This window comes from Rhizobium sp. SG_E_25_P2, from assembly GCF_029892285.1.
In the GTDB taxonomy this organism is placed as follows: domain Bacteria; phylum Pseudomonadota; class Alphaproteobacteria; order Rhizobiales; family Rhizobiaceae; genus Rhizobium_E.
Map to the genome: position 1 here is coordinate 1 of NZ_JARXVM010000028.1, position 26,641 is coordinate 26,641.

Annotated in this window: 29 protein-coding genes; 18 read left to right on the forward strand and 11 right to left on the reverse strand. The window is 62.5% G+C overall.

All coding sequences use genetic code 11. The annotated features are described in order from the left end of the window. Positions 1 to 144 precede the first annotated feature (144 nt). Positions 145 to 1,248, reverse strand: coding sequence for a TRAP transporter substrate-binding protein (locus tag M2360_RS25755; protein ID WP_280778251.1), 1,104 nt, complete (start codon positions 1,246 to 1,248; stop codon positions 145 to 147). 247 nt (positions 1,249 to 1,495) lie between these two features. Here M2360_RS25755 and M2360_RS25760 point away from each other — a divergent pair, with 247 nt between their 5' ends. Beyond that, a complete protein-coding gene (locus tag M2360_RS25760; protein WP_280778252.1) occupies positions 1,496 to 2,251 on the forward strand; it encodes a gamma-glutamyl-gamma-aminobutyrate hydrolase family protein in 756 nt (251 codons plus the stop codon). On the opposite strand, the gene msrQ is transcribed toward M2360_RS25760, so the two are convergent. The 5 genes from msrQ to M2360_RS25785 form a co-directional block, all read right to left on the reverse strand. Next, positions 2,227 to 2,874: a protein-methionine-sulfoxide reductase heme-binding subunit MsrQ gene (gene msrQ, locus M2360_RS25765; protein WP_280778253.1), complete on the reverse strand. Its 648-nt coding sequence runs from the start codon at positions 2,872 to 2,874 to the stop codon at positions 2,227 to 2,229. The two genes, M2360_RS25760 and msrQ, sit on opposite strands and share 25 nt — an antisense overlap. After that, a complete protein-coding gene (msrP, locus tag M2360_RS25770; protein WP_280778254.1) occupies positions 2,874 to 3,821 on the reverse strand; it encodes a protein-methionine-sulfoxide reductase catalytic subunit MsrP in 948 nt (315 codons plus the stop codon). The genes msrQ and msrP overlap by 1 nt, the downstream gene beginning before the upstream one ends. Positions 3,822 to 3,897: 76 nt before the next feature. Further along, entirely contained in the window at positions 3,898 to 4,119 is a 222-nt protein-coding gene (locus tag M2360_RS25775) for a hypothetical protein (protein ID WP_280778255.1), read from the reverse strand. A gap of 1 nt (position 4,120) precedes the next feature. Then, positions 4,121 to 4,810, reverse strand: coding sequence for a GNAT family protein (locus tag M2360_RS25780; RefSeq protein WP_280778256.1), 690 nt, complete (start codon positions 4,808 to 4,810; stop codon positions 4,121 to 4,123). An 83-nt stretch (positions 4,811 to 4,893) separates the two neighbouring features. Next, entirely contained in the window at positions 4,894 to 5,616 is a 723-nt protein-coding gene (locus M2360_RS25785; protein ID WP_280778257.1) for a tellurite resistance TerB family protein, read from the reverse strand. A gap of 281 nt (positions 5,617 to 5,897) precedes the next feature. On the opposite strand from M2360_RS25785, the gene M2360_RS25790 reads away from it, so the two are divergent. Next, complete coding sequence (locus M2360_RS25790) at positions 5,898 to 6,179, forward strand: type II toxin-antitoxin system RelE/ParE family toxin (RefSeq protein ID WP_280778258.1); 282 nt, start codon at positions 5,898 to 5,900, stop codon at positions 6,177 to 6,179. A 13-nt stretch (positions 6,180 to 6,192) separates the two neighbouring features. Continuing rightward, complete coding sequence (locus M2360_RS25795) at positions 6,193 to 6,486, forward strand: helix-turn-helix transcriptional regulator (RefSeq protein ID WP_280778259.1); 294 nt, start codon at positions 6,193 to 6,195, stop codon at positions 6,484 to 6,486. A gap of 75 nt (positions 6,487 to 6,561) precedes the next feature. Here the strand turns inward: M2360_RS25795 and M2360_RS25800 are convergent, their stop codons facing one another. After that, the gene (locus tag M2360_RS25800; RefSeq protein ID WP_280778260.1) at positions 6,562 to 7,200 is read right to left on the reverse strand and encodes a 2-dehydro-3-deoxy-phosphogluconate aldolase; all 639 of its coding nucleotides are present in this window, start codon (positions 7,198 to 7,200) and stop codon (positions 6,562 to 6,564) included. Between the two features lie 125 nt (positions 7,201 to 7,325). On the opposite strand from M2360_RS25800, the gene M2360_RS25805 reads away from it, so the two are divergent. Both M2360_RS25805 and M2360_RS25810 read left to right on the forward strand, forming a co-directional pair. Beyond that, positions 7,326 to 8,042: a YafY family protein gene (locus M2360_RS25805; protein WP_280778261.1), complete on the forward strand. Its 717-nt coding sequence runs from the start codon at positions 7,326 to 7,328 to the stop codon at positions 8,040 to 8,042. 73 nt (positions 8,043 to 8,115) lie between these two features. After that, on the forward strand, positions 8,116 to 8,478 hold the full coding sequence (locus M2360_RS25810) for a VOC family protein (RefSeq protein WP_280778262.1): 363 nt from the start codon (positions 8,116 to 8,118) through the stop codon (positions 8,476 to 8,478). A gap of 2 nt (positions 8,479 to 8,480) precedes the next feature. On the opposite strand, the gene M2360_RS25815 is transcribed toward M2360_RS25810, so the two are convergent. Both M2360_RS25815 and M2360_RS25820 read right to left on the reverse strand, forming a co-directional pair. Further along, positions 8,481 to 9,158, reverse strand: a complete 678-nt coding sequence (locus tag M2360_RS25815; protein ID WP_280778263.1) for a L,D-transpeptidase — start codon at positions 9,156 to 9,158, stop codon at positions 8,481 to 8,483. A gap of 251 nt (positions 9,159 to 9,409) precedes the next feature. After that, positions 9,410 to 10,282 carry an SDR family oxidoreductase gene (locus M2360_RS25820; RefSeq protein ID WP_280778264.1) on the reverse strand — a complete coding sequence of 291 codons (873 nt, stop codon included), beginning with the start codon at positions 10,280 to 10,282 and terminating at the stop codon, positions 9,410 to 9,412. Between the two features lie 138 nt (positions 10,283 to 10,420). Between M2360_RS25820 and M2360_RS25825 the strand changes: the two genes are divergently transcribed. From M2360_RS25825 to M2360_RS25845, 5 genes are all read left to right on the forward strand, one after another. Further along, entirely contained in the window at positions 10,421 to 10,801 is a 381-nt protein-coding gene (locus tag M2360_RS25825; RefSeq protein WP_280778265.1) for a helix-turn-helix domain-containing protein, read from the forward strand. Between the two features lie 143 nt (positions 10,802 to 10,944). Further along, positions 10,945 to 11,502 (forward strand): TetR/AcrR family transcriptional regulator, encoded by a 558-nt coding sequence (locus M2360_RS25830; RefSeq protein ID WP_280778266.1) that lies wholly within the window; start codon positions 10,945 to 10,947, stop codon positions 11,500 to 11,502. A 102-nt stretch (positions 11,503 to 11,604) separates the two neighbouring features. Further along, positions 11,605 to 12,702 carry an efflux RND transporter periplasmic adaptor subunit gene (locus tag M2360_RS25835; RefSeq protein WP_280778303.1) on the forward strand — a complete coding sequence of 366 codons (1,098 nt, stop codon included), beginning with the start codon at positions 11,605 to 11,607 and terminating at the stop codon, positions 12,700 to 12,702. Between the two features lie 15 nt (positions 12,703 to 12,717). Further along, positions 12,718 to 15,822 (forward strand): efflux RND transporter permease subunit, encoded by a 3,105-nt coding sequence (locus M2360_RS25840; protein ID WP_280778267.1) that lies wholly within the window; start codon positions 12,718 to 12,720, stop codon positions 15,820 to 15,822. A gap of 183 nt (positions 15,823 to 16,005) precedes the next feature. After that, positions 16,006 to 16,152, forward strand: coding sequence for a DUF1127 domain-containing protein (locus M2360_RS25845; protein WP_280778268.1), 147 nt, complete (start codon positions 16,006 to 16,008; stop codon positions 16,150 to 16,152). 66 nt (positions 16,153 to 16,218) lie between these two features. Here M2360_RS25845 and M2360_RS25850 read toward each other — a convergent pair whose 3' ends face one another. Next, a complete protein-coding gene (locus M2360_RS25850; protein ID WP_280778269.1) occupies positions 16,219 to 16,767 on the reverse strand; it encodes a hypothetical protein in 549 nt (182 codons plus the stop codon). A gap of 315 nt (positions 16,768 to 17,082) precedes the next feature. On the opposite strand from M2360_RS25850, the gene M2360_RS25855 reads away from it, so the two are divergent. From M2360_RS25855 to M2360_RS25890, 8 genes are all read left to right on the forward strand, one after another. Next, positions 17,083 to 18,255: an MHYT domain-containing protein gene (locus tag M2360_RS25855; RefSeq protein ID WP_280778270.1), complete on the forward strand. Its 1,173-nt coding sequence runs from the start codon at positions 17,083 to 17,085 to the stop codon at positions 18,253 to 18,255. A gap of 185 nt (positions 18,256 to 18,440) precedes the next feature. Further along, positions 18,441 to 19,304 (forward strand): xanthine dehydrogenase family protein subunit M, encoded by an 864-nt coding sequence (locus M2360_RS25860; protein ID WP_280778271.1) that lies wholly within the window; start codon positions 18,441 to 18,443, stop codon positions 19,302 to 19,304. Between the two features lie 10 nt (positions 19,305 to 19,314). Beyond that, on the forward strand, positions 19,315 to 19,815 hold the full coding sequence (locus M2360_RS25865) for a 2Fe-2S iron-sulfur cluster-binding protein (RefSeq protein ID WP_280778272.1): 501 nt from the start codon (positions 19,315 to 19,317) through the stop codon (positions 19,813 to 19,815). Then, positions 19,812 to 22,232 carry an aerobic carbon-monoxide dehydrogenase large subunit gene (locus M2360_RS25870; protein ID WP_280778273.1) on the forward strand — a complete coding sequence of 807 codons (2,421 nt, stop codon included), beginning with the start codon at positions 19,812 to 19,814 and terminating at the stop codon, positions 22,230 to 22,232. The genes M2360_RS25865 and M2360_RS25870 overlap by 4 nt, the downstream gene beginning before the upstream one ends. A 209-nt stretch (positions 22,233 to 22,441) precedes the next feature. Beyond that, a complete protein-coding gene (locus M2360_RS25875; RefSeq protein WP_280778274.1) occupies positions 22,442 to 23,320 on the forward strand; it encodes a MoxR family ATPase in 879 nt (292 codons plus the stop codon). Then, complete coding sequence (locus M2360_RS25880; protein ID WP_280778275.1) at positions 23,317 to 24,522, forward strand: VWA domain-containing protein; 1,206 nt, start codon at positions 23,317 to 23,319, stop codon at positions 24,520 to 24,522. Before M2360_RS25875 ends, M2360_RS25880 begins: the two co-directional genes overlap by 4 nt. Before the next feature lie 10 nt (positions 24,523 to 24,532). Further along, positions 24,533 to 25,402, forward strand: a complete 870-nt coding sequence (locus tag M2360_RS25885) for an XdhC family protein (RefSeq protein ID WP_280778276.1) — start codon at positions 24,533 to 24,535, stop codon at positions 25,400 to 25,402. Positions 25,403 to 25,405: 3 nt separating this feature from the next. Beyond that, positions 25,406 to 25,864 (forward strand): carbon monoxide dehydrogenase subunit G, encoded by a 459-nt coding sequence (locus M2360_RS25890; RefSeq protein WP_280778277.1) that lies wholly within the window; start codon positions 25,406 to 25,408, stop codon positions 25,862 to 25,864. Positions 25,865 to 25,875: 11 nt separating this feature from the next. Here the strand turns inward: M2360_RS25890 and M2360_RS25895 are convergent, their stop codons facing one another. After that, positions 25,876 to 26,625 carry a FadR/GntR family transcriptional regulator gene (locus tag M2360_RS25895; RefSeq protein ID WP_280778278.1) on the reverse strand — a complete coding sequence of 250 codons (750 nt, stop codon included), beginning with the start codon at positions 26,623 to 26,625 and terminating at the stop codon, positions 25,876 to 25,878. Positions 26,626 to 26,641 lie beyond the last annotated feature (16 nt).

Sequence of the window (26,641 nt, forward strand, 5' to 3'; positions counted from 1 at the left end):
ACAATCTAACGGTCCAAGCCAGAGGTCTCTCAACTACTATGTAGAACTCGTCCAGTCCTCCACCGTAGGTGGAGGTTTATTTACTTCATAAAAAAGCCCGGAGCGACAGGCGCTCCGGGCCGAATGCGCTCGCTCGCCTGGGCGTCAGAGTTTGCCCGCGCGCTGCTGGATCATCATGAAAGTGTCAAAGGTGTATTCACCGATCTGCGCCCAGAGATAGGCGTCTTTCTTGAAGGCCAGCTGATGGTCATAGATCTTCTTGAAATGCGGGCTCTTTTCGCTGAGCTCGGCATAGGTCGTCAGCGACGCCTCATAGGCGGCGTTGAGGATTTCCTGGCTGTAGGGCTTCAGCACTGCGCCGCCACCAACAAGCTCCTTGAGCGCGACCGCGTTCTTGGCGTCGTATTTGGCGAGCATCATCGAATTGGCCGTCGCGCAGGCGTCGGAGAGGACCGCCTGGTAATGCTTGGGCAGTTCGTTCCACTTGGCGAGGTTGACCACGGCGTGAACAACGGGACCGCCTTCCCAGAAACCGGGATAGTAATAGTATTTGGCGACCTTGTTGAAGCCGAGCTTGGCGTCGTCATAGGGGCCGACCCATTCCGCCGCATCGATCGTGCCTTTTTCCAGCGCCGGATAGATATCGCCTCCGGGGATCTGCTGCGGCACGACGCCCAGGCGCTCCATGACCTTGCCGGCCAGGCCGCCGATGCGCATCTTCAGACCTTTGAGGTCTTCCAGCGTGTTGATTTCCTTACGGAACCAGCCGCCCATCTGAACGCCGGTATTGCCGGCGGGCATGCCGTAGAGGTTCTGCGTCGCCAGAAACTCGTTCATCAGGTCGCCGCCGCCGGTATAGTACCAGGAATTCTGCATGCGGGCATTGAGACCGAAAGGAATGGCGGCGCCGAGCGCATAGGCCGGCTCCTTGCCATAATAGTAGTAAAGCACGGTATGGGCCATTTCCACCGTGCCCGCGCCGGCGGCGTTGGCGGCTTCGAGGCCCGGGACGATTTCAGCCGCGGCGAAGACCTGGATGTCGAAGGCGCCGTCAGTCGCCGCGCGCACATGGTTGGCGACATCGACGCCGCCGCCATAGATCGTGTCCAGTCCCTTCGGGAAGGATGACGTCAGGCGCCAGGTGATCTTCGGATTGGACTGCGCAATCGCGGGCGCAGCGAGCGTTGTGGCCGCGGCAGCGCCTGCGGCTGTAACACCGGCCTTCTTGAAAAATGAACGACGATCCATGTGACACCTCCCAGTAAAACGGATCTTGCAGTTTGGCTTTCCCCAGCGAGGTGGCCCTCGCCCGACGCGGATGTTAAGCATGGCCCCTCGGCGCCCGCAAGACGCGAACTCCTTATTTTCCTAATGCTTCCGTCGAAGTAAGATAGTGCTTACCGATAGTTAGGGTCTGGGATTTAGAATCGGACAATTGACATCGCAGAGCCGACGCGCCACTTGATGGCCGTTCAAAACGTCTTCGGAGACACGTATGCCCAGCCCGATCATCGCCATTCCCGCCGACACGCGCGAAATCGAAGGTTATTACTGGCATGCGACGCCGCAGCAATATGTCAATGCCGTGGTCAAGGGCGCGGGCGCAACCGCCATTGTCGTGCCGGCCCTCGAAAGCGGCAACGACATCGACGCCATTCTCGACCGCGTGGACGGCGTACTGATTTCGGGCTCCCGCTCCAACGTGCACCCTTCGCTCTATGGCGGCGACGCCTCGGAGAAGAACGGCCCTTACGATCCCGCCCGCGATGCGACGAGCATGGAGTTGATACGTCGCGCCATTGATCGCGGCGTGCCGCTGCTCGCCATCTGTCGCGGCATTCAGGAACTCAATGTCGCGCTCGGCGGCACTTTGGAAACCGAGATCCAGGAAAAGCCTGGCGTCTGGGATCACCGTCGTCCCGACGTGCCGGAACGCGACAGGATGTATGCCATCCGCCAGACGGTGAAGGTCAAGGAAGGCTCCTGCATCGCCGCAGCCCTCGGCGCCGGCGAATTTCAGGTCAACTCGCTGCATCGCCAGGCAATCGGCGTCACAGCGCCGCGTCTGACGGTCGAAGCTGTCGCCGAAGATGGCACGATCGAGGCGGTCGCCGTGATCGACGCCCCGAATTTCGCCATCGGCGTGCAGTGGCATCCGGAATATTGGGTCGAAAGCGACGCCACCTCCGCCCGGCTGTTCAAATCCTTCGGCGACGCCGTACGGGCCTATGCCGAAGCGAAAGGCCGCTGAGCGGCGGTGTATTTCGCCAGCCGATAGAGCAACAACACGGCGATGATCGCGATATAGATCAGCGGTCGCGGCGGCCAGCTTTTGACCGCCATGATGAAATGCGTGACGCCGAGAATGGCGGCCGGATAGATCAAAAGATGCAGCCGTCCCCAATTGCGGCCCATCTTGCGGATTGACCAGTTGTTCGAGGTGACCGCCAGCGCAACCAGGCCCACGAATGCCGCCATGCCCACCATGATATAGGGCCGTTTGATCACGTCGGCGACGATCTCCGGAAACACCAGCGCCCGGTCGAGAATGGCGTAGGTCAGCACATGCATCAGCGCGTAATAGAAGCTCATCAGCCCCAGCGCCCGACGGAAGCGGAAGAGATTGACGCGTGTGAGATCCCGGATCGGCGTCACCAGGAGCGTCGCGATCAGAAAACGCAACGTCCATTCCCCTAACAGGTGCTCGAAGGCCTGCACCGGATTGGCGCTGAGGCTTCCCGTCGCGCCCAACCAGAAATACCAGGCGGCCGGGATAAAGCCGAGCCCGTAGATCCACCAGGGCGAAATCTTGGCCATGGCGCGATTGATGCGGCGCGGCCAGTCCACCACTGCATCGCCGGCAGGGGCGGCCATCAGTAATTCGCCTTCAGATCCATGCCGGCATAGAGCGAGGCAACCTCGTCGGCATAGCCGTTGAACATCAGCGTGTCCTTCTTCGGCGAATTGAAGAAGCCGCCGCCCTCGCCGATCGGCCGTTCCGTGGCCTGGCTCCAGCGGGGATGATCGACCTTGGGATTGACGTTGGAATAGAAGCCGTATTCGTCCGGCGCCGCTGTGTTCCACGCGGTCGGCGGCTGAGCTTCGACAAGTGTGATGCGCTCGATCGACTTGATGCTCTTGAAGCCGTATTTCCAGGGAACCACCAGCCGGATGGGAGCGCCGTTCTGATTGGGCAGGAGATCGCCATAGATGCCGACCGCCATCAGCGTCAGCGGATGCATGGCCTCGTCGAGCCTGAGACCTTCCTTGTAAGGCCAGTCGAGAATGGGCGTGAAACCGCCCACGCCAGGCATTTCGTCGGGCCGCAGCGCCGTCTGAAACGCGACATATTTGGCGCTGGCGAGCGGCTCCGCCATCTTGAGAAGATCGGCCAGCATGAAGCCGCTCCAGGGCAGCACCATCGACCAGGCCTCCACACAGCGGAAGCGATAGACGCGCTCCTCGACCGACATTTTGGCAATCAACTGATCGACATCGATCTCCAACGGCTTGGCCACCAGGCCATCAATCTTGATGGTCCAGGGACGCGGCTTGAATTTATCGGAATAGTCGGCCGGATCGCCCTTGTTGACGCCGAATTCGTAGAAATTGTTATAGGTCGTGGCGTCTTCTTTCGGGGTGAGCTTGTCACTCACCTTATAGGCGGAAGGCTTGGCGGCAAGCGCCGCAAGCGACGGCGAGGCGCTCGCACCGATCAAGCCGGCCGCCGCCGCGCCCGCCAGAAATTCCCGTCGGCGCAGGAAAACGGATTGCGGAGTGATCTCCGAAGCTGCGATCTTGGGAAAGCGATAAGCCGGCATGACGGATCCTCTTCAGGTCAGGTCTCGCCAGCTTATACGGACAAGCGCGGCTTTTGTTACAGCGCCGCGCGTAAAATCACCGTGAACGGCGTTTTTGCCAGCGTGCGCGCAGCCAGAAGATCGCGAAAAACGACAGGATGATCGCTACCCCGGCGCCAAAGCCAAGCCAGGGCGAAACATCGCCGAGCCCCAGCACGATCTTCGGCATGAGAGCCAGAGCGACGCCCGCTCCGAGGAGAATGATGGCCGCCGCGATGGCGTTTTTGCGCGTCTCGCGCTTATCCTCTGGCTTTGACACGTCAACCTTCCGTGATGGTGGTGCGGATATCCGAGAGACCGCGCAATTGCCGGCCTTCCGCGTCGAAATTAGCGGGCGCGAGCCAGGCTTCGAAGGCCATTTTCAGGCGCGGCCAGTCGTCGTCGATCATCGCATACCACGCGGTGTCGCGATTTTCGCCGCGTGAAATCATATGCTTGCGGAACACGCCTTCAAAGGAGAAGCCGAGCCGCTTCGCCGCCGCATGGCTCGGCGCATTGTCATTGTGGCATTTCCATTCGTAACGGCGATAGCCGAGATCCTCGAACACATGCCGCGCCATCAGAAAATGCGCCTCGGTCGATATCGGGCTGCGCGCCATGGCGAGCCCATGCGCCACGCCGCCGACTTCGACCACGCCATTGGCGGGATCAGCGCGCATGTAATGCGCCATGCCCACAACGTCGCCGGTGTTATTGTCGATGAATACTTCGCGGAGCCAGCCCGCCTTTTCGACGGCGTCAAGCCAATCGGCGAAGACGTCCGCAGTCTGGAAATCCGGTGCGGCAAAGTATTTGAGCCGCGCATTGACGCCGATCTCGCCGAGCGCCGCCCACAAAGCCAAAGCATGCTCATCCCGCACATAGGGAACGAGCGTCACATAACGCCCTTCGAGCCGCACCGGCTTCGGCGCAGGCCTCGGCGTCCAATTGCTGAGATCTTCCTTTTTCATCCCCGTCTCCTTAACAGAACCGGGGATGATGTTCACCACCACGCCGACAGATCGACAAATAAATTTCGGTGATGGGCGAAGGCTCAGCCGACCTTGGCGGAGGCCACTGTCGCTTCGATATGATCGATCAACCCGTCGGCGAGACCCAACCGGCCTGCCAGAAGATCGAGATAGCCGCGTTCGGCGCGGGAGTCTGGATCAATCGCGATACGCGAGGCGGTGTAGAGTTCGACCTTCTGGCTCTCGCTCTTGGCGGCGTTGACGATACCGTCGAGATCGACGGGATTGGAGAGTTCGGCGGCGAGAAAGGCCTCCGCGTCGGGATCGAGCCCGGCAAGCTTGACTTTGCCGAGGATCGCCTGGCGCTCGGCCTCATCAATATGGCCGTCGGCGCGGGCCGCCGAAATCATCGCGCGCACCAGAACCACCGCGAAATCGTCGTTATTGGTGTGATCTTCCAGCGAAAAACCAGTGCCGGCGGGCGCGGGCAGCAGTTCCGGCGCAGCCTGCCCCTGGGCCGGCGCGGGCGCGCCGCCCACCGGCTGCGGCTGGCTGCCTTCCTGCCAGTTCTTATAGGCCTGATAGCCAAGCCCGGCGATAGCCGCCAGCCCTCCGAGCTTCAGCGCCGAGCCGGCCAGTTCGCGGCCCGTGCCGGTGCCGAGCAGCACGGCGGCGATGGCGCCGGCGGCCAGCGGATTGTCCTTCGCCATCTGGGTGACCTGCCCGGCGCGGTCCTTCACCGATCCGCCGACACCAGGCATGTTGGAGCCCAAAAACTGGTCGAGAATTTTCTTGGCGTCGAACATTCCATTTTCTCCGGTTGAGACAATTTCGTCAGCAGATAGGTATGACGCGCGGATTATGCAAAGGGAATGAAACCAATCCTCCAATCGTCGAAAATTTTGCGCAATTTCTGGCATCAGCCTCTGGAAAAACCGGGGCATCGGCGCAACCATGAAGGGATACTCACCACAACCCAAAAATTATTCCGTTGAAAATTGATCCATATATGGTACACATCTCAAAAAGGATTGTTGCGAGGTTTTACACGACCGAGACCGGCATACAGCCTGTGAAAGAATGGCTGATGTCCCTCGGCAAAATAGATCGGCAGGTGGTCGGGGTCGATATCGCCAAGGTCGAATTTGGCTGGCCGATCGGCATGCCGACATGCAGACCGCTGCGCGGCGGAGTGCTCGAAGTGCGATCGAGCATCAAGAAGGGTCATGTTGAAGCAAGAACCTATTTCGGGATCGATGACGGCGTCATGCTGCTGCTTCATGGCGCGGAAGGCAAAGATGGCCAGCAGGCGGCAATCAAAGTCGCGATCAAGCGATGGAAAGATTATCAAATTCGCAAATTGAACTGAGGAACATCGAGATATGACGACAAAGCATGATGTTATCGGCGGCTCGCTGGAAGACTTTCTCGACGAACTCGGCGAGAAAGAAGCGGTATACGGCGCTGCGATCAAGCAGGTTTTGGCTTGGCAGATCGAGGAAGAGAGAAAGTCTCAGGCGCTGTCAAAATCAGACATGGCAGCAAAAATGGGAACCAGTCGCTCCCAATTGGACCGTGTTCTTGATCCATCCAATGTCGGTATTTCTCTCGACACGCTAGAGCGCGCCGCACGGTCGCTCGGCAAACGACTGAAGATCGAATTGGTCGACACCTGACGCCGCCTCCAGTCCATAAGACATAAGAGGCGGCGTCAGACATTTCATTCTGGAATCGACAGGAAACCCTGCGTTTCACCCAGCTAATGCCGCTGCTTCCGCCGCGAGCTTGGTGATGCCCTCCCAATTGCCCTCGGTCACCATCGCCTTCGGCGCAACCCAGGAGCCGCCGACGCAGACGACGTTGGACAGGCTGAGATAGTCGCGGGCGTTCTTGAGCGAGACGCCGCCGGTCGGGCAAAAGCGGATGCCAGCGAGCGGGGACGCCAGCGCGCCGAGATAGGCCGCGCCGCCAGCCTGTTCGGCCGGGAAGAATTTCAGCACACTATAGCCGCGATCGCGCAGATGCATGACTTCGGTCGCGGTGGCCGCGCCCGGCAAGAGCGGCACATCGCTCTGGTCGGCGGCGTCGAGCAGCGACGGGCCGGCGCCCGGCGAGACGACGAATTTCGACCCCATCTTCACCGCCTGTTCCCATTGGCGGGCGTCAAGCACGGTGCCGGCGCCGGCGACCGCGCCTTCCACTTCCTCGGCCACCGCCTTGATCGCGTCGAGGGCTGCAGGCGTGCGCAGCGTGATTTCGATGGCCTTCAGGCCGCCCGCGACTAGCGCGCGGGCCAGCGGCACTGCCGATTTCACATCGTCGATCACGATCACCGGCACGACCGGCTGCAGCTTGAGAGTGGAGAGAAGGTTCTCGGTCTTGGCGTTCATGTCGCCGCTCCCTTAAAACGATTGAATTGGACGAAGACCTACTAAACTCGGCTGGCGGTGTCGAGCAAAAAGGATATCACAGACATGATCCGCTGCGCACCGACAGGGGTCAAACAGGTAAACCGATGCCCCGTTCCGCCCTTCCCCGCTCCGAACGCCTGATGCAGCTGTTGCAGGCCCTCAGGCGTCACAGGCGTCCCGTCACCGGCCAGGCGCTTGCCGAAGAAACCGGCGTCAGTCTCAGAACGCTTTACCGCGACATCGCGACGCTGCAGGCCCAAGGCGCAGACATCGACGGCGAGGCCGGTCTCGGTTACGTGCTTCGCCCCGGGTTTCTTCTACCGCCGCTGATGTTTTCAGAAGACGAGATCGAGGCGCTGGTGCTCGGCGCCCGCTGGGTGGCGAGCCGCGCCGATGAAGGCCTGTCGGATGCGGCGGGCCATCTCATCGCCAAGATCGGCGCTGTGCTGCCGCCTGATCTCGCCGAACGGCTGGAAACCTCCAGCTTGATGGTCGGCCCCTCCCCTGGCGCCGGGTCGAGCGTCGACCTCAAGCTCATGCGCCGGCTGATCCGCGACGAGCAGGCCGCCGAAATCGAGTATGCGGATGCGCATGGCGCGGCGACGCGTCGGGAAATCTGGCCTTTCGCGCTGGGCTTCTTTGAAAATGTCCGGGTGGTCGTGGCCTGGTGCGCGCTTCGCAACGGCTTTCGCCATTTTCGCGCCGACCGGATTAAACATATGCGCACGCTCGACCGTCGTTATCCGCGTCGCCGCGCCGCCATGCTCAAGGAATGGAAGAGCCAGCAAGGCGTAGGTCCAAACGCTGCTGACAAAAACTGACAGCAGGCCGCGCTACATCGTCCTCCGGCGCCAAGGGATAGCCCAAGGCCAAGACATCGGAAAGGACGACAAGATGACCCCGAGCTACATTCTTCTCTACGTTGCCGACATGCCCGCCAGCCGCGCCTTCTATGACGCGCTGCTGGGCCTTGAACCCGTGGAAGGCGCTCCCACCTTCTCGCTCTATGTGTTGCCGAATGGGCTGAAATTCGGTCTCTGGACCAAAGACGGCGTTATTCCGGCAGCCACCGCACCCGGCGGCTCAGAAGTCGGCTTCCCGCTCGGCTCCGACGCCGAGGTCGATGCCGTCGCCGAAAACTGGGCAGCGCAAGGCGTCGAGATCATCCAGCCGCCGGCGGAGGCGGATTTCGGCCGCACCTTCACCGCCGTCGATCCCGACGGTCACCGGCTGCGCGTCTTCCACGTCTCGCGCTGAGATCAGGCGAAACCGCCGGATTGGACAACGACGCGTGTTCCGACCGGCGTGCGGCCATAGAGATCGATGATGTCCTGGTTGAGAAAGCGGATACAGCCTGAAGACACCATCGTGCCGATCGACCAGGGCTCCACCGTCCCATGCAGGCGAAACAGCGTGTCCTGGCCGTCGACATAGAGATAGAGCGCGCGCGGGCCGAGCGGATTCATCGGCCCGCCATCCATGCCGTTCTGATATTGCAGATATTTTTCCGGATCCCGCGCGATCATGTCGGGCGTCGGCGTCCAGCGCGGCCAGGCCGCCTTGCGGCCGATCCGCGCCTCGCCCTGAAAGTTCAGGCCTTCCTCGCGTCCGACCCCGACGCCATAGCGGATCGCCTCGCCATTGCCGAGCACGGAATAGGCGAAACGTTCCTGAATATCGACGACAATGGCGCCGGCAGGCTCGTCGGTGTCGTAGACCACCTGTTGCCGCCAGTATCTCGGATCAACCCGACGGAGATCGACAGCGGCGACCGGATAAGGTTCGTTCAGCACAGGCCCGTACATGGCCTGATAATAGGGATCGATACGCGGCCCCGCCGGCCTTGCAATGCTGGTCAGCCGTCTCTCGCTCGCGCAACCCGCCAGCAGCAATGGCGCGCCGAGGATCAGGCTGCGCCGATCAATTCCAGTCGTCATACACACCTCGTCTCGTCTGACACGCGCTTTGACGCTGTGTCTCCGCCCGAACAGGCAAACGTATGACGGTCTATCGAGTTCCCCGTTCACGACTGGGTGAACAGGTTCAATTGCTCAGGCGGGCGGCGCCATGAAGGCGACCGGGTAGATGGCGTCAGAATATTCGAGGTTTGCGACGGTCGAGAACCCATGGCGCATTAAGGCCGCGCCATCGCCCAAAAGAGAGCGGTGGCGCGACTCACACGGTGCAATTAGCCCATTGCTGCGGCAAGAACTGTCTTCAGCGACGTCGTCGGGCGACCGATGATGCTGCTCAGCGTCTTGCTGTCATCGAACAGACCGCCCTTTGAAGCGCCGACGTCGGATTCAGCCAAAAGGGCCGCGAAGCCTTCGGGAAGCCCGACCTGCACCAGCATGGCCTTGTAGGCGTCCTCAGGCATATAGGCGTAGACCACGGGCTTTCCGGAGATTTCGGAAATAGCCGCGGCGAGATCGCTGAGAGTGAAGGATTCGTCGCCAGCAAGCTCCAGCACCGCATTGATATACTGGTCGGAATTGGCCAGCACCACGGCTGCGGCTTCGGCATAATCAGCGCGGGCGGCGGCGGCGATGCGACCTTCGCCAACCGAGCCTGCGACGGCGCCATGTTCAAGCGCCGGCCCGATCGAGCCGAGGTAATTTTCGAGATACCAGGAATTGCGAAGGAAAGCGTAGGGAATGCCCGAGGCGATGATCGCCTTTTCGGTGGCGATATGTTCCATGGCCAGACCGAGCGGCGAACTATCGGCGCGCAGAAGGCTGGTATAGGCAATAAAGCCGACGCCGGCCTTCTTGGCGGCTGCGATGACATTTTCATGCTGCGGAAGGCGCTGACCGACTTCGCTCGAGGAGATCAACAGCAGATTGTCGACGCCGACGAAAGCGGCTTCCAGGCTCGCGAGATCGTCATAAGAGCCGATCCGCACGTCGACGCCGAGCGCGGAGAGATCGGTGCCGGCTTCGGGCTTGCGCACCAGAGCGATCACCTGCGAAGCGGGAACCTTGTCGATCAGGCTTTGCACCGCCAGACGGCCGAGCTGGCCGTTTGCACCGGTGATCAGGTATTTCTTGGCGTTTGCAGACATCACGTTCTCCTTGGGTATGGTCTTATTTTGAAGACAGGTATAGAATAGAGACCATAAACCTTTTTGAAAAGGAGGCAGGTTGAAATGCCTAGGTTACTTTCAAAGAACCAACTGGGGCCGCTTCGGTCTGGCGATCGTATGGAGACATGGCGCGCGCTCGGCTTCAGCACCGAAAAATGCCCGGTCCGCGATGTGCTGGATCACATCGGCGACAAATGGACAGTGCTGATCCTGGTCTCGCTCGCGACGGAGAACAGGCGCTTCTCAAATCTGGCGCGGCAGATCCCGGATATTTCCAAACGCATGCTGACCCAGACGCTCAGGGACCTGGAGCGCGATGGTCTCGTCAGCCGGCAGGTGTTTCCGACCAAGCCGCCCAGCGTCGAATATGCGTTGACCGAGCTCGGACGCGACGCGATGATCCCGATCTCGGCGTTGATGGACTGGGCCGAACGGCGCCATCCGGATATTCGCATCGCCCGGGCTAACTATGACTCTTCTCAGGTTGACGCCGCCTGACAACGACAAAACGGCCTCCGGCAGGCAATTTCAAAAAAACCTTAGCGTGAATATCTTCTCCCAATTGACAAAGGCCCGGCGTAAAGCAAGTAATGCGGACATAAAAAGAACGATCGTTCGCATTCTTTCGCATGGATCGCCAAATGGGCAAGACGCGCAAAATCTCGACTGACGATGTGCTTGACGCGGCCGAGCGCGTGGTCGTGCGCCTCGGCGCTGTCGGCCTGTCCATCGACGAGGTTGCCCGCGAAGCGGGAATCAGCAAGTCGCGCGTCGTCTATGACTTCAAGACAAAGTCGGGACTCCTGAACGCGCTCGTCGAACGCCGAATCCGCATTGACAGGGAACGCGTCGCAGAAAGCGTGCGCCAGCAACGAGATAGCGACAACCCTCCCCTCTTTGGCCGCCTGACCGCAGCCGGCGCGCTGACTTCCGACAGCGAACGGGCCGTGGCGCTCGCCATTTGCGCCGCAAGTTCGCATGACGAGGGCGTTCAGGCGCAGTTTCGCCAATGCACCGCCGACGACCTGACAGAAGTGACCCGGGAGGCGAAGCGCCCTCGCGCCTCGCTTGTCGCCTATCTCGCTTTTTACGGATTGACGATCATGGAATATTTCGACCTCCATCAGTGGAGCGAGGTCGAACGCGCGGGACTGCTTCAGGACATCGGGACCATGTACGCGGCCTTCCCCGAAATATGATCCGAACCGGGCGCGCGCACCGCCACCGAATTTCTCTCATTCAGACACATGATTGAAGGTAAGACGATGAAAAAAATCGCCCTCGGACTGACCGCCCTGGCCATGTCCGCCATGATCGCCTCGCAAAGCTTCGGACAGGCGCAGCAAATGCCTCCAGCAGCGGTTGGCGTCATCACACTTAAAACCCAGGCCGTGCCGGTAATGAGCGAATTGCCCGGCCGCGTCGCCGCCACCCGCACCGCTGAAGTGCGCGCCCGCGTCACCGGCATTCTGCAGGAGCGCGTTTTCGAGCAAGGCAGCCTGGTCAAGGCCGGCGACGTGCTCTACCGGATCGATCCGAAACTGTTCAAGGTGCGCGTCGCCAGCGCCCAGGCGACGCTGCAGCGCGCTATCGCCACCGAAAAGAACGCCCGCCAGCAACTTGAGCGGCAGGATCAGCTGCGCAAGCGCAATGCGGTGTCCGAAGTTGAATATGACAACGCCGCCGTCGCCGCAGCGCAAGCGGCTGCCGATGTCGCTCTGGCCCAGGCGGCGCTCGATGAAGCGACGATCAACCTCGATTACACCGAAGTTCGCGCGCCCATCACCGGCATCATCGGCGGCGCGCTGGTGACGGAAGGCGCGCTGGTGACGGCCGACAGCACGCAGAACCTGGCGCAAATTCAGCAGATCGATCCCGTCTATGCCGACTTTACCCAGTCGGCCGACGAAATGCTGGCCCTCAAGCGCGCTGTCGACGCCGGCCGTCTCGAAAGCCCGGCTCCCGGCCAGGCCCGGGTTGAGCTCGTTTTCGACGGCGGCGACATCTATGCCGAAAAGGGCAAGCTGCTGTTTTCGAGCGCCAGCGTCGATGCAACCACCGGCCAAGTGACCCTGCGCGCCGAATTCCCCAATCCCAAGGGCGACCTGCTGCCGGGCATGTATGTCCGCATTCGCATTGAACAGGCCGTCAACAAGGACGGGATCATCATTCCCCAGCGCGCCGTCATGCGCACGCAGGATGGTCGCGCCCAGGTCTATGTCGTCGGCGACGACGATGTCGCCCAATTGCGTGATGTGACGCTCGGCGCGGTGATCGATCAGCAATGGACGGTGGAAAGCGGCCTCAAGGGCGGTGAACGCATCGTCGTCGACGGCGTCACCAAGGTCCAGCCCGGCGCGAAAGTGGCTCCCGAAGCCGCCGCCCAGCCCAAGAACTAAAGGCTAGATGTCCTGATGGCTCATTTTTTCATTCAACGACCTATCCTGGCCTGGGTGTTCGCGATCTTCATCTCGATCGCCGGTCTCATCGCCCTGCCCTTCATGCCGATCGCGCAATATCCCAATGTCGCGCCGCCGCAATTGTCGATTTCGACCTCCTATCCCGGCGCTTCGCCGCAGGAGATCTATCAAAGCGTCACCCAGCCGATCGAAGAAGAACTGAACAGCGTCGATGGCCTGCGCTATTTCGAATCCACCTCGGATTCGTCGGGTTCGATCTCGATCAACGCCACCTTCACCTCCGGCACGAATATCGATCAGGCGCAGGTGGATGTGCAGAACGCGATCCGTCGCGTCGAACCGCGGCTTCCGCAGACCGTCACCCAGCAGGGCATCGAGGTGCAGCAGTCCGGCTCGGGCTTCCTGATGGTCGTCGCCATCACCTCCACCGACGGCAAGCGTGACGCCGTGTCTCTCGGCGACTATTTCAGCCGCAACATCATGGGCGAATTGCGCCGCATCGAAGGCGTCGGCAATGTCCAGCTTTTTGCGGCCCAGCGCGCCATGCGCATCTGGATCGACCCCGACAAGATGGTCGGCCTCAGCCTGACGGCGTCGGACATTACCGACGCGATCACGGCGCAGAACGCGCAGGTCGCCGCCGGCCAGATCGGCGCGGCGCCCAATCCGGTTAACCAGGACCTTACCGCCACCGTGCTGGTCAAGGGACAACTGGCTGATCCCAAGGAATTCGCCAACATCGTTCTTCGGGCCAATCCCGACGGCTCCACCGTGCGCCTGAAGGATGTCGCCCGCGTCGACGTCGGCTCCGAAAGCTACAATTTCTCCAGCCGCCTCAACGGCCAGCCGACGGCGGCCGTCGGCATCCAGCTCGGCACCGACGCCAATGCGGTGTCGACAGCCAACGCCGTCAAGGCCAAGATGGAGGAACTCAAGAGCTTCTTCCCGGCCGGCGTCGATTACGCGGTGCCCTATGACACCAGCCCCTTCGTCTCGGCATCGATCGAGAAGGTCGTGCATACCCTGCTCGAAGCCGTGGCGCTGGTGTTCATCGTTATGCTCATCTTCCTGCAGAGTTTCCGCTACACGGTGATCCCCACACTCGTGGTGCCGGTGGCGCTGTTGGGCACGCTGTCGATCATGTATGTCAGCGGTTTCTCGGTGAACGTGCTGACCATGTTCGCCATGGTTCTCGCCATTGGCATTCTCGTCGACGACGCCATCGTGGTGGTCGAAAATGTCGAGCGCATCATGGCCGAAGAGGGCTTGTCGCCCAAGGAAGCCACCCAGAAGGCCATGAGCCAGATCACCGGCGCTATTCTTGGCATCACGCTGGTCCTGGCGTCCGTGTTCATCCCCATGGCGATGTTCCCCGGTTCTACCGGCATCATCTATCGCCAGTTCAGCCTGACCATGGTCGTCTCGATCCTGTTCTCGGCTTTCCTGGCGCTGTCGCTGACGCCGGCGCTTTGCGCCACCTTCCTGAAGCCGATCCCCCAGGGTCATCACGAGAAAAAGGGCCTGGCCGGCTGGTTCAATCGCGGTTTCGGCCGGCTCACCAATGGCTATGGCCGTGGCGTGACCGGCATTGTCGGCCGCGCCGGCCGTATGATGATCGTCTATCTCGCCATCATCATCGGCCTTGGCTACCTGTTCATAAATCTGCCGGGCAGTTTCGTTCCGAATGAAGACCAGGGCTTCCTGATCGTCAACATCGAAGGTCCGGCCGAATCGAGCAGCAACCGCACGGTGGCGACGCTCGAACAGGTGGAGAAGATCTTCCGCGCCGAACCCTCGGTCGAAAACATCGTGGCGATTCAAGGCTTCAGCTTCTCCGGCAATGGCCCCAACGCCGCGCTTGCCTTCGTCACGCTCAAGGATTGGTCCGAGCGCGGCGACGGCCAGTCCGCCGAGGAAATCGCGGGCCGCGCCAATATGCAGTTGTTCGGCCTCAAGGACGCCATGGCTTTTGCGCTGTCGCCGCCGCCCATCCAGGGCCTTGGCACAGCCAGCGGCTTCTCCTTCCGTCTGCAGGATCGCGGCGGCAAGGGACAGGCCGCGCTTCAGGCCGCCGCCGGTCAGTTGATGGGTCAAGCCGCCCAGAGCGGCATGATCGTCGGCGTTCGCCCCGAAGGCCTGCCCGACGCAGCCCAGGTGCTGCTCAGCATCGATCGCGAAAAGGCCAACACCTTCGGCGTGACCTTCGCGGACATCAACAACACCATCACCGCCAATCTCGGCTCGTCCTATGTCAACGACTTCCCGAACGCCGGCCGCATGCAGCGGGTGATCGTTCAGGCTGGCGAGACCAGCCGGCTGCAGGCCGAAGACCTGCTGAAGCTCAACGTCCGCAACGCCAGCGGCGGCATGGTGCCCCTCGCCGCCTTCGCCGACGTCAAGTGGCAGCGCGGCCCCGCACAGATCGTCGGCTACAATGGCTATCCGGCAGTGCGCATTTCGGGCATGGCGGCGCCGGGCGTGGCCTCAGGCGCGGCGATCGAAAAAATGGAAGAACTCGCCCGGCAATTGCCGGAGGGCTTTGGCTTCGAATGGACCGGACAGTCGCTCGAAGAGCTGGAGTCGGGCTCGCAGGCGCCGCTCCTGTTCGGCTTCTCCATCCTGTTCGTGTTCCTGTTGCTCGCCGGTCTCTATGAAAGCTGGTCGATCCCGCTGTCGGTGATGCTGGTCGTGCCACTCGGCGTCATCGGCGCGGTGCTCGCGGTGTTCCTGCGCGATATGCCCAACGACATCTACTTCAAGGTGGGCCTGATCGCCATCATCGGTCTCAGCGCCAAGAACGCCATCCTGATCGTGGAGTTCGCCAAGGACTATTTCGCCGAGGGTCGCAGCCTCAAGGATGCGGCGGTGGATGCGGCCAAGATCCGCTTCCGCCCGATCATCATGACCTCGCTCGCTTTCGCGCTCGGCGTCGTGCCGCTGGCGATCGCGACCGGACCAAGCGCGGCGAGCCAGAACGCCATCGGCACTGGCGTTCTCGGCGGCATGATCTCGGCGACGCTGCTGGCTGTTGTCTTTGTGCCCGCCTTCTTCGTCTTCGTACTCCGGCTGTTCCGCACCAAGCGCCCAACCCATCTGTGAAACAGCGCAACATCGCATGTTGAGGGCCGCCGCCAGGGCGGCCCTTTTGCATTTTTACCATTCGACAAGATTTGCTATGCATGCAATGCATATTTGCCGCGCGATCGCGGATGTTCATTCCTTGGGCGCCGGCGCCTATATGACAGGCGTTGGATAAATGCCGAAAAGGCCAAGGATAACAAAATGAACATCATGAAAAGACTGAACGACTGGCGCAAATATCGCCAGACTCTCTCCGAACTCGGCCGCATCAGCGAACGCGAATTGCAGGATCTCGGTCTGCGCCGCGCCGATATCGAAGCCGTGGCGCGCGGCGAAATCCGCCGCTGAGGCCCGTGCCGTCTTCGGATCGCCCTTTCAGACAAGGGCGATCCCTTTCAGGCCTTCCACCCGAGATTATTTGCCGGTGATCACGATCTCGGTATGGCCAATGGCGGTCTCCCCGGCGCTATAGCCGCCACTTGCAGCGTTCGCCGCTACCTGCTCGCGCCCCCAGGCCTCGATCCATCCCGCCGCCGCATCGTCCTTCTGTTTGAGGATGACGGACAGGGTATAGGATTTTTCGCATCCCTTCTTCCCGCAATTGAAATGCAGCACGCCCGCCGCACGGATCTTGCCGCTTTCGTCGACCACCACCGCGCCGCGCTCTATCGCACTCTGGTGACGGGAGGCGGAAAATCTGTAAACGCCTGGCGCGGGTTCCGCACGGGTATCCGGAACGCCGCTCATGGCTTCGCCGACGACGTCCCACAACGGCTTGGCCCGTCCCAGCCATGTGACTTTCTTTTTCCCTGCAAAGGCCTGCAAAGCTGGCTCGAAGTCCTTGGCCCAGACCAGCTGGTTTCCATCCTGACAGTTCGAGACGGAAGACAGGCGGCAATCGCCTGCAGCCTGGGCAGTCGATGCAGCGGCCAAAAGGCCGAATACCAGAACGAAACGTCGCATGAGGGGTCTCCGGAAAAGCGTAGAGCGTCTGACGAGCGGCGTTATCCTAGCCGAGCGTTCTCATAGGGCCACAGCTGATGCTAAAACACCTCGGATTTCATAGAAAAAAGATGCTGGCCGATCAGCCGCCCGTGCGCACCACACCTTAGCCCAATTCATCACCCTCGCCGACGGCGCTTGATACAAGGGATATTCGACAATCAAGCATGAGACCGGCGAATTTCCCCCCGCGAACTTGCCAGTTGCGCGGGTTCGCCTGTATCCTCTTGTCCGGGAGGATGCGCGCGGCGGGGAGGCTGTGCGCGAACATCACATATGCTGGCAGGCCACAATCCCTATCTCGTGGCGCTTTCCCTGGCGATCGCGGTTCTGGGCGGATATACCGGTCTGGGCTTGGCGGGCCGTATCCTGGGAAAGACCGATTGGCAGCGCCGCGCGCTTCTGGTGGGCGCGGCGGGCTTTTTGTCGACAGGCATCTGGACGATGCATTTCATCGGCATGCTGGCGGCGCCTTTGCCTGCCGATATCGCCTATCTCGTTTTGCCCACCATCGTGTCCTTTCTGATCTGCGCGCTGGTGGTCGGCGTGTCGATCTTCTTCGTCGTCGGCAGCCGTCCGGGAACAATCGGAACCGGGCTTGCGGCGCTGTTGCTCGGCCTCGGCATCTGTTCGATGCATTATGTCGGCATCCATGGACTGGCGGGTCATTTCGCTATCGAGCATGATCCATTCAAGGTTCTGCTGTCCGTGGTGATCGCCACCGCCACCGCCTATGGCGCGCTGCGCATCTTTCTCGATCCGCAAGTGGGCCTAAGGCTCGCCATTTCCGCCGTCGCGTTCGGACTGGCGGTGTCCGGCATGCATTACACGGCGATGTGGGGCATGCATGTGGCGCCCGCCGGCGGCGGTCATGACATGGCCGCCATGGGCGCGAGCTTCCAGATGTCGTCGCAATTCGTGTCGCTCGTCGTCGCCTGTCTCTGTTTTCTCGTCACAGCAGGCTTCCTTCTGTTTCTGTTGCCGGAACAATGGGGCCGCGCCGAATCCCAGCCCGCGCTCGTCCCTGCCGACAGACTTGAGATCACGGAACCGCCAGCTTTCGACCATGAACCGCCGCCCATGCCGCCGCAGCAGCGCGGCAGGATCGAGCGCATTCCGGTGCAAAGCGGCGGGGCGACGCAGTTCATCCCCATCAGTGACGTCAGGTCGCTCCGGGCGGATGCGCATTACACCTGGGTGCATGACGGCAATCGCGAGCGCATGTGCGGCTGGTCGATTTCCGAAGCCGAGGCGGCGCTCGACCCGACCATCTTCATCCGCGTCCATCGCAGCCATATCGTCGCCATGCCGCATGTGACGCAGGTCCGGAAGGAAGGCGACGCCGCCGTGGTGGAGCTCAATGGCGCCCATCCGCATCAGGCGCCGGTCAGCCGCGCCCGCGTTGCCGAAGTGAAGGCGCGGCTGGGCCTGACCCGCAGCAGCGCATAGCCGACAAGGACCTTCGATAGGTAAGAATGACTGACGCAGTTCGTGCGCCGGCAGCCGCATTTCGTGCAAAACGCCGCGTTTCGTGACGCGATCCCCCCACCCGTCTTGCCGAATGTCGGGATGCGACACAGGCTCCTCTTACACCCGCGTCGGGAGCGCGGCGTGCCCATCATCTGGAGGAGAAGATGATCCCGGGTTCATTCGACTATCACCGTCCGTCAAGCGTAGCGGACGCGATCAAGCTATTGGCTGATCTGGGAGAGGAGGCGCGACCGCTTGCAGGCGGCCACAGTCTCATTCCCATGATGAAGCTGCGCATGGCCTCGCCTGAACATCTTATCGATCTCGGCGGGATCGAGGCGCTGAAAGGCGTCTGTCGCACCGGCGCCGACATCGTCATCGGCGCCATGACCACCCAGCACGACCTGCTACAATCCACTGACATCGAGCAGTCGCTGCCGATCCTGCATGAGGCGGCCAAGCTGATCGCCGATCCGCAAGTGCGTTATTGCGGCACGATCGGCGGCAATGTCGCCAATGGCGACCCCGGCAATGACATGCCGGCGCTGATGGTGACGCTGGGCGCCCGCTACCGCCTCGAAGGGCCGAACGGGGCTCGCGATGTCGCCGCCCGGGATTTCTACGAGGCCGCCTATTTCACCGCGCTCGAGCCAGGCGAAATCCTGACCGGCGTCGCCATTCCCGTCCCTGCGGCCGGCCATGGCTACGCCTATGAAAAGCTCAAGCGCAAGGTCGGCGACTACGCCACTGCCGCAGCTGCCGTGATGTTGACGATGGAGGGCGGCAAAGTCGCTGCGTGCGCCATCGGCCTCACCAATCTCGCCGACATCCCGCTTCTGGCGGAAGAGGCGGCGGCGGCGCTGATCGGCTCCAGTCTCGACGACGCGTCGATCACGCGCGCCGCAGACCTGGCGCGGTCGATCATGGCGCCGGCGGCCGACGCCCGCGGCCCGGCCGAGTACAAGATCCATGTCGGCGGAATCATGGTCGCCCGCGCGATCAAGCGCGCCGCCGCGCGCGCGGCCTGAGGAGGTTCAAATGGCGAAAACCCATATCAAGATGACCGTCAATGGCGACGAGGTCGAGGGATTGGCCGAGCCGCGCATGCTGCTCATCCATTTCATTCGTGAGACGCTGTCGCTCACCGGCGCCCATATCGGCTGCGAAACGTCCCATTGCGGCGCCTGCACCGTCGATATCGACGGACGCTCGGTCAAAAGCTGCACCGTCTTCGCCGTGCAAGCCAATGGCGCCGACATCACCACGATCGAAGGCATGGCCAATCCGGACGGAACGCTGTCGGCGCTGCAGGAAGGCTTCCGCATGATGCATGGCCTGCAATGCGGCTTCTGCACGCCCGGCATGATCATGCGCGCTCACCGGCTGCTGCAGGAAAATCCCAACCCGACGGAGGAGGAAATCCGCTTCGGCATTTCAGGCAATCTCTGTCGCTGCACCGGCTACCAGAACATCGTCAAAGCGATCCAATACGCCGCCGCCAAGCTGAACGGCGCCGATTTCCAGGAGGCCGCGGAATGAACGACATGACACCCACGCGCGAACAGCGCGAAGCCCGCCTCGAAGGCATGGGCTGCAAGCGCAAACGGGTCGAGGATATCCGCTTCACCCAAGGCAAGGGCAACTATGTCGACGATGTGAAGCTGCCCGGCATGCTGCATGGCGATTTCGTCCGCTCGCCGCATGCCCATGCCCGCATCAAGTCGATCAATACAGAAGCCGCCCTGAAAGTGCCGGGCGTGCTGGCGGTGCTGACAGCCGAGACGTTGAAAACAGTCAACCTCGCCTGGATGCCGACATTGGCCGGCGACGTGCAGATGGTGCTGGCCGACGGCAAGGTGCTGTTCCAGAACCAGGAAGTCGCCTTCGTGGTCGCCACCGACCGCTATGCCGCTGATGACGGCATTAATGCGGTCGAGGTCGAATACGAGCCGCTCGACGTGCTGGTCGATCCCTTCCAGGCCATGGCGGATGACGCTGTCGTGCTGCGCGAGGATCTCGCCGGCAAGACCGTGGGCGCGCATGGCCCCCGCAAGCATCACAACCACATTTTCGAATGGGCGGTGGGCGACAAGGACCTGACCGACGCCGCCTTCCGCAAGGCCGATGTGACGGTGAAAGAGATGATCTCCTATCACCGCACCCATCCGTCGCCGCTCGAAACCTGCCAATGCGTCTGTTCCTTCGACAAGATCAAGGGCGAACTGACGATCTGGGGCACGTTCCAGGCGCCGCATGTCATCCGCACCGTGGTGGCGCTGATTTCCAAGATCCCGGAACACAAGATCCATGTCATCGCCCCCGATATCGGCGGCGGCTTCGGCAACAAGGTCGGCGCCTATCCCGGCTACATCTGCGCGGCGGTCGCCACCATCGTCACCGGCAAGCCGGTGAAATGGGTGGAGGACCGGATGGAAAACCTCACCACCACCTCCTTTGCTCGCGACTATCACATGACCACCGAGATCGCCGCCACCAAAGAGGGCAAGGTCACCGGGCTGCGGGTGCATGTGCTGGCCGATCATGGCGCCTTCGACGCCTGCGCCGATCCGTCCAAATGGCCGGCCGGCTTCTTCAACATCGTCACGGGGTCCTATGATTTCCCGGTCGCGCATCTTGCGGTGGACGGCGTCTACACCAACAAAGCGCCGGGCGGGGTGGCCTATCGCTGCTCCTTCCGCGTCACCGAAGCCGCCTACTGCATCGAGCGCGGCATGGACATCCTCGCCCAGAAGCTCGGCATGGACCCGGCCGAACTCCGGATGAAGAACTTCATCAAGGCCGAGCAATTCCCCTATCACTCGGCGCTCGGCTGGGAATATGACTCCGGCGACTATCACACCGCCATGGCCAAGGCGATGGAGACCATCGACTATGCCGGGCTGCGCCGTGAACAGGCGGAGAAACGCGAGGCCTTCAAGCGCGGCGAGACGCGCGAGATCATGGGCGTCGGCGTATCCTTCTTCACCGAAATCGTCGGCGCCGGCCCGTCGAAGAATTGCGACATTCTCGGCATCGCCATGTTCGACAGTTGCGAGATCCGCCTGCATCCCACCGGCGCCGGCATCGCCCGCGTGGGCTCCAAAAGCCAGGGCCAGGGGCACGAGACGACCTGGGCGCAAATCATCGCCACCGAAATCGGCATCCCCGCCGACGACATCATGGTCGAGGAAGGCAATACCGACACCGCGCCTTACGGACTGGGCACCTATGGCTCGCGCTCGACGCCGGTTGCCGGCGCCGCCATCGCCATGGCGGCCCGCAAGATCAAGGCCAAGGCGCAGATGATCGCCGCCTATCTCCTCGAAGTGCATGAGGACGATCTCGAATTCGACATTGACGGCTTCCGGGTCAAGGGCCTGCCGGAAAAGTTCAAGTCGATGAAGGAGATCTGCTGGGCGGCCTATCATTCCGTGCCGCCGGGCATGGAGCCGGGCCTGGAGGCGGTCAGCTATTACGATCCGCCCAATATGACCTATCCCTTCGGCGCCTATTTCTGCGTGATGGACATCGATGTCGACACCGGCGTCTACAAGGTCAGGCGCTTCTACGCGCTGGATGACTGCGGCACCCGCATCAACCCGATGATCATCGAGGGCCAGGTGCATGGCGGCCTCACGGAAGCTTTCGCCATCGCCATGGGCCAGGAGATCCGCTACGACGAGATGGGCAATGTGATGGGCGGGTCCTTCATGGACTTCTTCATCCCCACAGCCGTCGAAACCCCGCATTGGGAAACGGATTTCACCGTCACGCCGTCGCCGCATCACCCGATCGGCGCCAAGGGCGTCGGCGAAAGCCCGAATGTCGGCGGCGTGCCGGCCTTCTCCAACGCCGTCAACGACGCCTTCGCCTTCCTCGGCGCGACCCATATCCAGATGCCGCATGACCACTGGCGCAACTGGAAGGCCGCCCGCGATCTCGGCGTAGCGGCGTAGAGCGCGGCCATGACTTGGCGGTCCGTCAAGATCATCGGGGGCCGGTTGGAAAAGAACCCCTCCCCAACCCCTCCCCACAAGGGGGAGGGGCTAAGCCGGGCTCGCCAGTGTCAGTCATTGGCGGGAAAGACGCAGCTGCAGGGTCTCTCCCCCCTTGTGGGGGAGATGGCCGGCAGGCCAGAGGGGGTTTTATCGCCCTGGTTTGCGTCATGACCCCCATCCCCCGCCCCGACATCGCCTCGCGCCTCGCCGCCGCCGGCTACATCCCCGACACTGAGCTGACCACCGCCATCCAGCTGATGCAGATGCTGGGGCGTCCCTTGCTGCTCGAAGGCGATGCCGGCGTCGGCAAGACGTCGGTCGCGACCGCGCTCGCCCAGGTCCACGGCGCGGAACTCATCCGGCTGCAATGCTATGAGGGGCTCGATCAGTCCGCCGCACTCTATGAATGGAACTATCAACGTCAGTTGCTGGCCATCGAGGCCGGTCGCGGCCGCGATGTCGATGCGCTCGCCGACGATGTGTTTTCCGAAAAATATCTGTTGGAACGGCCGCTGCTGAAGGCCATCCGCAGGGCCTCGCCGCCGGTGCTGCTGATCGACGAGATCGACCGGGCCGATGAGGAATTCGAGGCCTTCCTGCTGGAACTGCTCTCCGATTATCAGGTGACGATCCCCGAGCTCGGCACGATCAGGGCTACGTCCGTCCCGCTCGTGGTGCTCACCTCCAATGGCACGCGCGAACTCTCGGATGCGCTGCGCCGCCGCTGTCTCTATCACTATGTCGATTATCCCGATGTCGATCGCGAGGCGCGGATCATCCTCGCCCGGGTGAAGTCCGCCGGCGCTTCGCTGGCGCTTGCCATCGCTCGCATGGTCGAGGCGCTCCGCAAGGAGGATCTGCGCAAGGTGCCCGGCGTCGCAGAAACGCTGGATTGGGCCGTGGCGCTTTCAGGCCTCGGCGTCGAAACCCTCGGCGACAATCCCGAGATCGTCCATGAAACGCTGCTCTGCCTGCTCAAAACCCGCGAGGACCGGGCGCGGATCTCGCCCGAAGTCACCGCGCGTCTGCTCGGGAGGGTCGCATGAGCTGTTGCGGAACGCCCCTGACCTCAGAGGAATCCGATCATGTCGACCAGGTGATCGCCGAGCGCCTCGCAGCCTTCCTCGCGACCCTGCGCGACAACGCCTTTGCGATCGGCCTCAGGGAAGCGCAGGATGCGGCGCTGTTGATGGCGAAAGGCTTCGCGGCTGCGCCCGGGCAATTCCGATCAGCGCTTAAACATCTTCTGACCAGCCGGCGCGAGGAATGGCAGCGTTTCGACGGTCTGTTCGACGCCTTCTGGCTGGGCAAGCGGGTCAAGCGCCGGAGCCTCGTTTCCGCAAGCAATGGCCCCCAGGCCAATCCGGCGATGAAATCGCTGGCAGACCGCGCCGCAAGCGCTTCGCAGGCGGGCGGCGCCGATCAGGTCCCTGCATCGGGCGAAACAGAGACGGAAGACGGCGCAACCGGCCGCATGGAGGGCGCGTCTGCAATCGAGACGCTCGACCGGACCGATTTCAGAAAACTCTCCGATCCCGACGACATCGCCCGCGCCCATGCCATCGCCGCCCGTCTCGCCCGCGTGATGCGCACGCGGCTGACGCGGCGCGACGAGATGCGGGCCAAAGGCAGGCGGATCGATCTCCGCCGCACCATCCACGCCAATATCAGCCATGGTGGCGCCGCACTCGATCTCGTCTGGCGCCGGCGCAAGGTCAAGCCGCTCCGTCTCGTGCTGCTGCTCGACGCGTCCGCTTCCATGCAGGCCTATACCGGCGTTTTCCTGCGCTTCATCCATGGCGTGCTCGATGAATTCCGCGAAGCCGAAGCCTTTCTGTTCGACACCCGTCTCGCCCATGTCTCCTCGGCGATGCGCGAGCGCAATCCCGCCCGCGCGCTTGATCGTCTTGGTCTGATGGCGCGCGGGGCGGGCGGCGGCACGCGCATCGCCGAAAGCCTCGCCACGTTCAATCGCTGGCATGCAGCCCGCGTCATCCATTCCCGCACCTGCGTGATGATCGTCTCCGACGGCTACGAGACCGGCGACGCCACAGCGCTCGGCCGGGAGATGGCGCAGCTTTCGCGCCGTTGCCGCCGCATCGTCTGGCTCAATCCGATGCTGGGCTGGGACGGCTACGAGCCTCGCGCCGCCGGCATTCGCGCCGCGCTGCCTTACGTCCAGCTGCATGCGCCGGCCAATACGCTGGCCTCGCTCGCCGATCTTGAACCCTATCTCGCCCGCCTGTGAGGACAAACAGATGACCGTTCACGTCGACGTCATGGACATCATGTCGAAACTGAAGGCCGCCGAGGAGAGCTTTGCGGTGGCGACCGTGGTGCGCACCGTCTCCGTCACCGCGGCCAAGGCCGGGGCCAAGGGGGTGATCCGCCCGGATGGCACCATCGTCGCCGGCTGGATCGGCGGCGGTTGCGCCCGCGCCGCCGTGCTCAAGGCGGCGCGGCAGGCGCTGGCCGATGGCCAGCCGCGGCTCGTCTCCATCCAGCCCGAGGATCTGCTCGCTGATCAGGGCCTGAAGGGCGGGCAGGAGCGTGATGGCGCGACCTTCTTCGTCAATGGCTGTCCGAGCAAGGGATCGATGGATATTTTCATCGAGCCGGTGCTGCCCAAACCGGCGCTGGTCATCCTCGGCGCGAGCCCGGTGGCCTTGGCGCTGTCAGCGCTCGGCCGCCAGTTCGGCTATCATGTCGATCTCGCAGCACCGCATGCCGACCTCACATCGATCCCCGACGCCGACCGCGTGACCGATGGCTTTACCCCTCCCCCGCCCGAACAGAGCAGGCGTTACGTGGTGGTGTCGACGCAAGGCCGCGGCGACCGCGCGGCATTGGAAGCGGCGCTTGGCATGGAGACCGACTATTGCGGCTTCGTCGGCAGCCGCCGGAAATTCGCAACACTGACGGAGGCGATCCGTCAGGCTTATCCAGGAATGAACGAGGAGCGGGCCCGGCGGCTGGGCGGCGTCAAAGCCCCCGCCGGGCTCGATATCGGCGCCATCGCGCCCGATGAAATCGCGCTCTCCATTCTCGCTGAAATCGTCGCGATCAGGCGCGGCCGCCAGCGGGCGGAACTCGACAGTCACTCACAAGACGCCAACAGGGAGGAATAGACAATGGATATGAACGGCAGCGAAATCATCGCAGCGCCCGTGGACACGGTCTGGCAGGGGCTCAACGATCCCGACATCCTCCGCCAATGCATTCCAGGCTGCGAGGCGCTGGAAAAAAGCTCCGACACCGAGATGAGCGCCACCGTGGTGCTGAAGATCGGCCCGGTGAAGGCGCGGTTCGAAGGCGCGGTGCAGCTTTCCAACCTCAACCCGCCTTATTCCTACACCATCTCGGGCGAAGGCAAGGGCGGCATGGTGGGCTTCGCCAAGGGCGGCGCGGATGTGACGCTGACCGCGCAAGCCGACGGTACCACGCTTCTGAGCTACACGGTGAAAGCCGATGTCGGCGGCAAGATCGCCCAGCTCGGCGCGCGGCTGATCGATTCCACCGCCAAGAAACTGGCGTCACAGTTTTTCACCAGTTTCGGCGAGAAAGTAGCAGGCGCAGCGCAGGCGGCGTGAGGTTTACGACATCAAACTCGGGATTCGCCGCCGCCCCTCGCCGCGAGCGAGCGGCGCACATCCTCTTCGGCCAGATCGAGCAATTCCGTGATCGCCGCGCGCGCGCCATCTTCGTCGCGCGCGGCGATGCAATCGCAGACGCGCTTGTGCAGCGGAAGCGACGGCCTCTGGCCGAACGGATTGTCGTCGGACAGGCGAAAGCTGATCACCATCGCCGTTTCTGTCAGCGCCGCCAGTGATCCGACCAGTTCATTGCCGGTCATGCGCAAAATCGCCTGGTGAAAGGCGAGGTCCGCATCGGTGAAACGATCATTGTCGTCGGCGGCCTGCTCCATGCGCTCATAAAGCGTGTAGAGCCTTGCGATGTCGTCGGGCGTCCGTCGCCTGGCCGCCAGCGCCGCAGCAAGCGGTTCGATGCCGCGGCGGAGCTCGAACAGCGCGCGCGCATCTTCATGCGACGAGGTTGAGCCATACCGCCAGGCGAGCACGTCGGGATCGAGGAAATTCCATTCACTGCGGTCGCGGATGCGGGTGCCGATCTTGGGCCTGGATTCCACCATGCCCTTGCCCGCCAACACTTTCATCACCTCGCGCATCACCGTGCGGCTGACGCCATGGGCCGCGCCCCAATCATCGGCATTGGGCATGGGATCGCCGGGCGCAAGCTCGCCGCGCACGATGGCGCGGCCGATCTGCTCCAGCACCTTGGAGTGCAGGCTGGCGACCGCCGATCCGTTCATACGGGTATTCTGATAGCGCATGTCACCGCCTTCATCC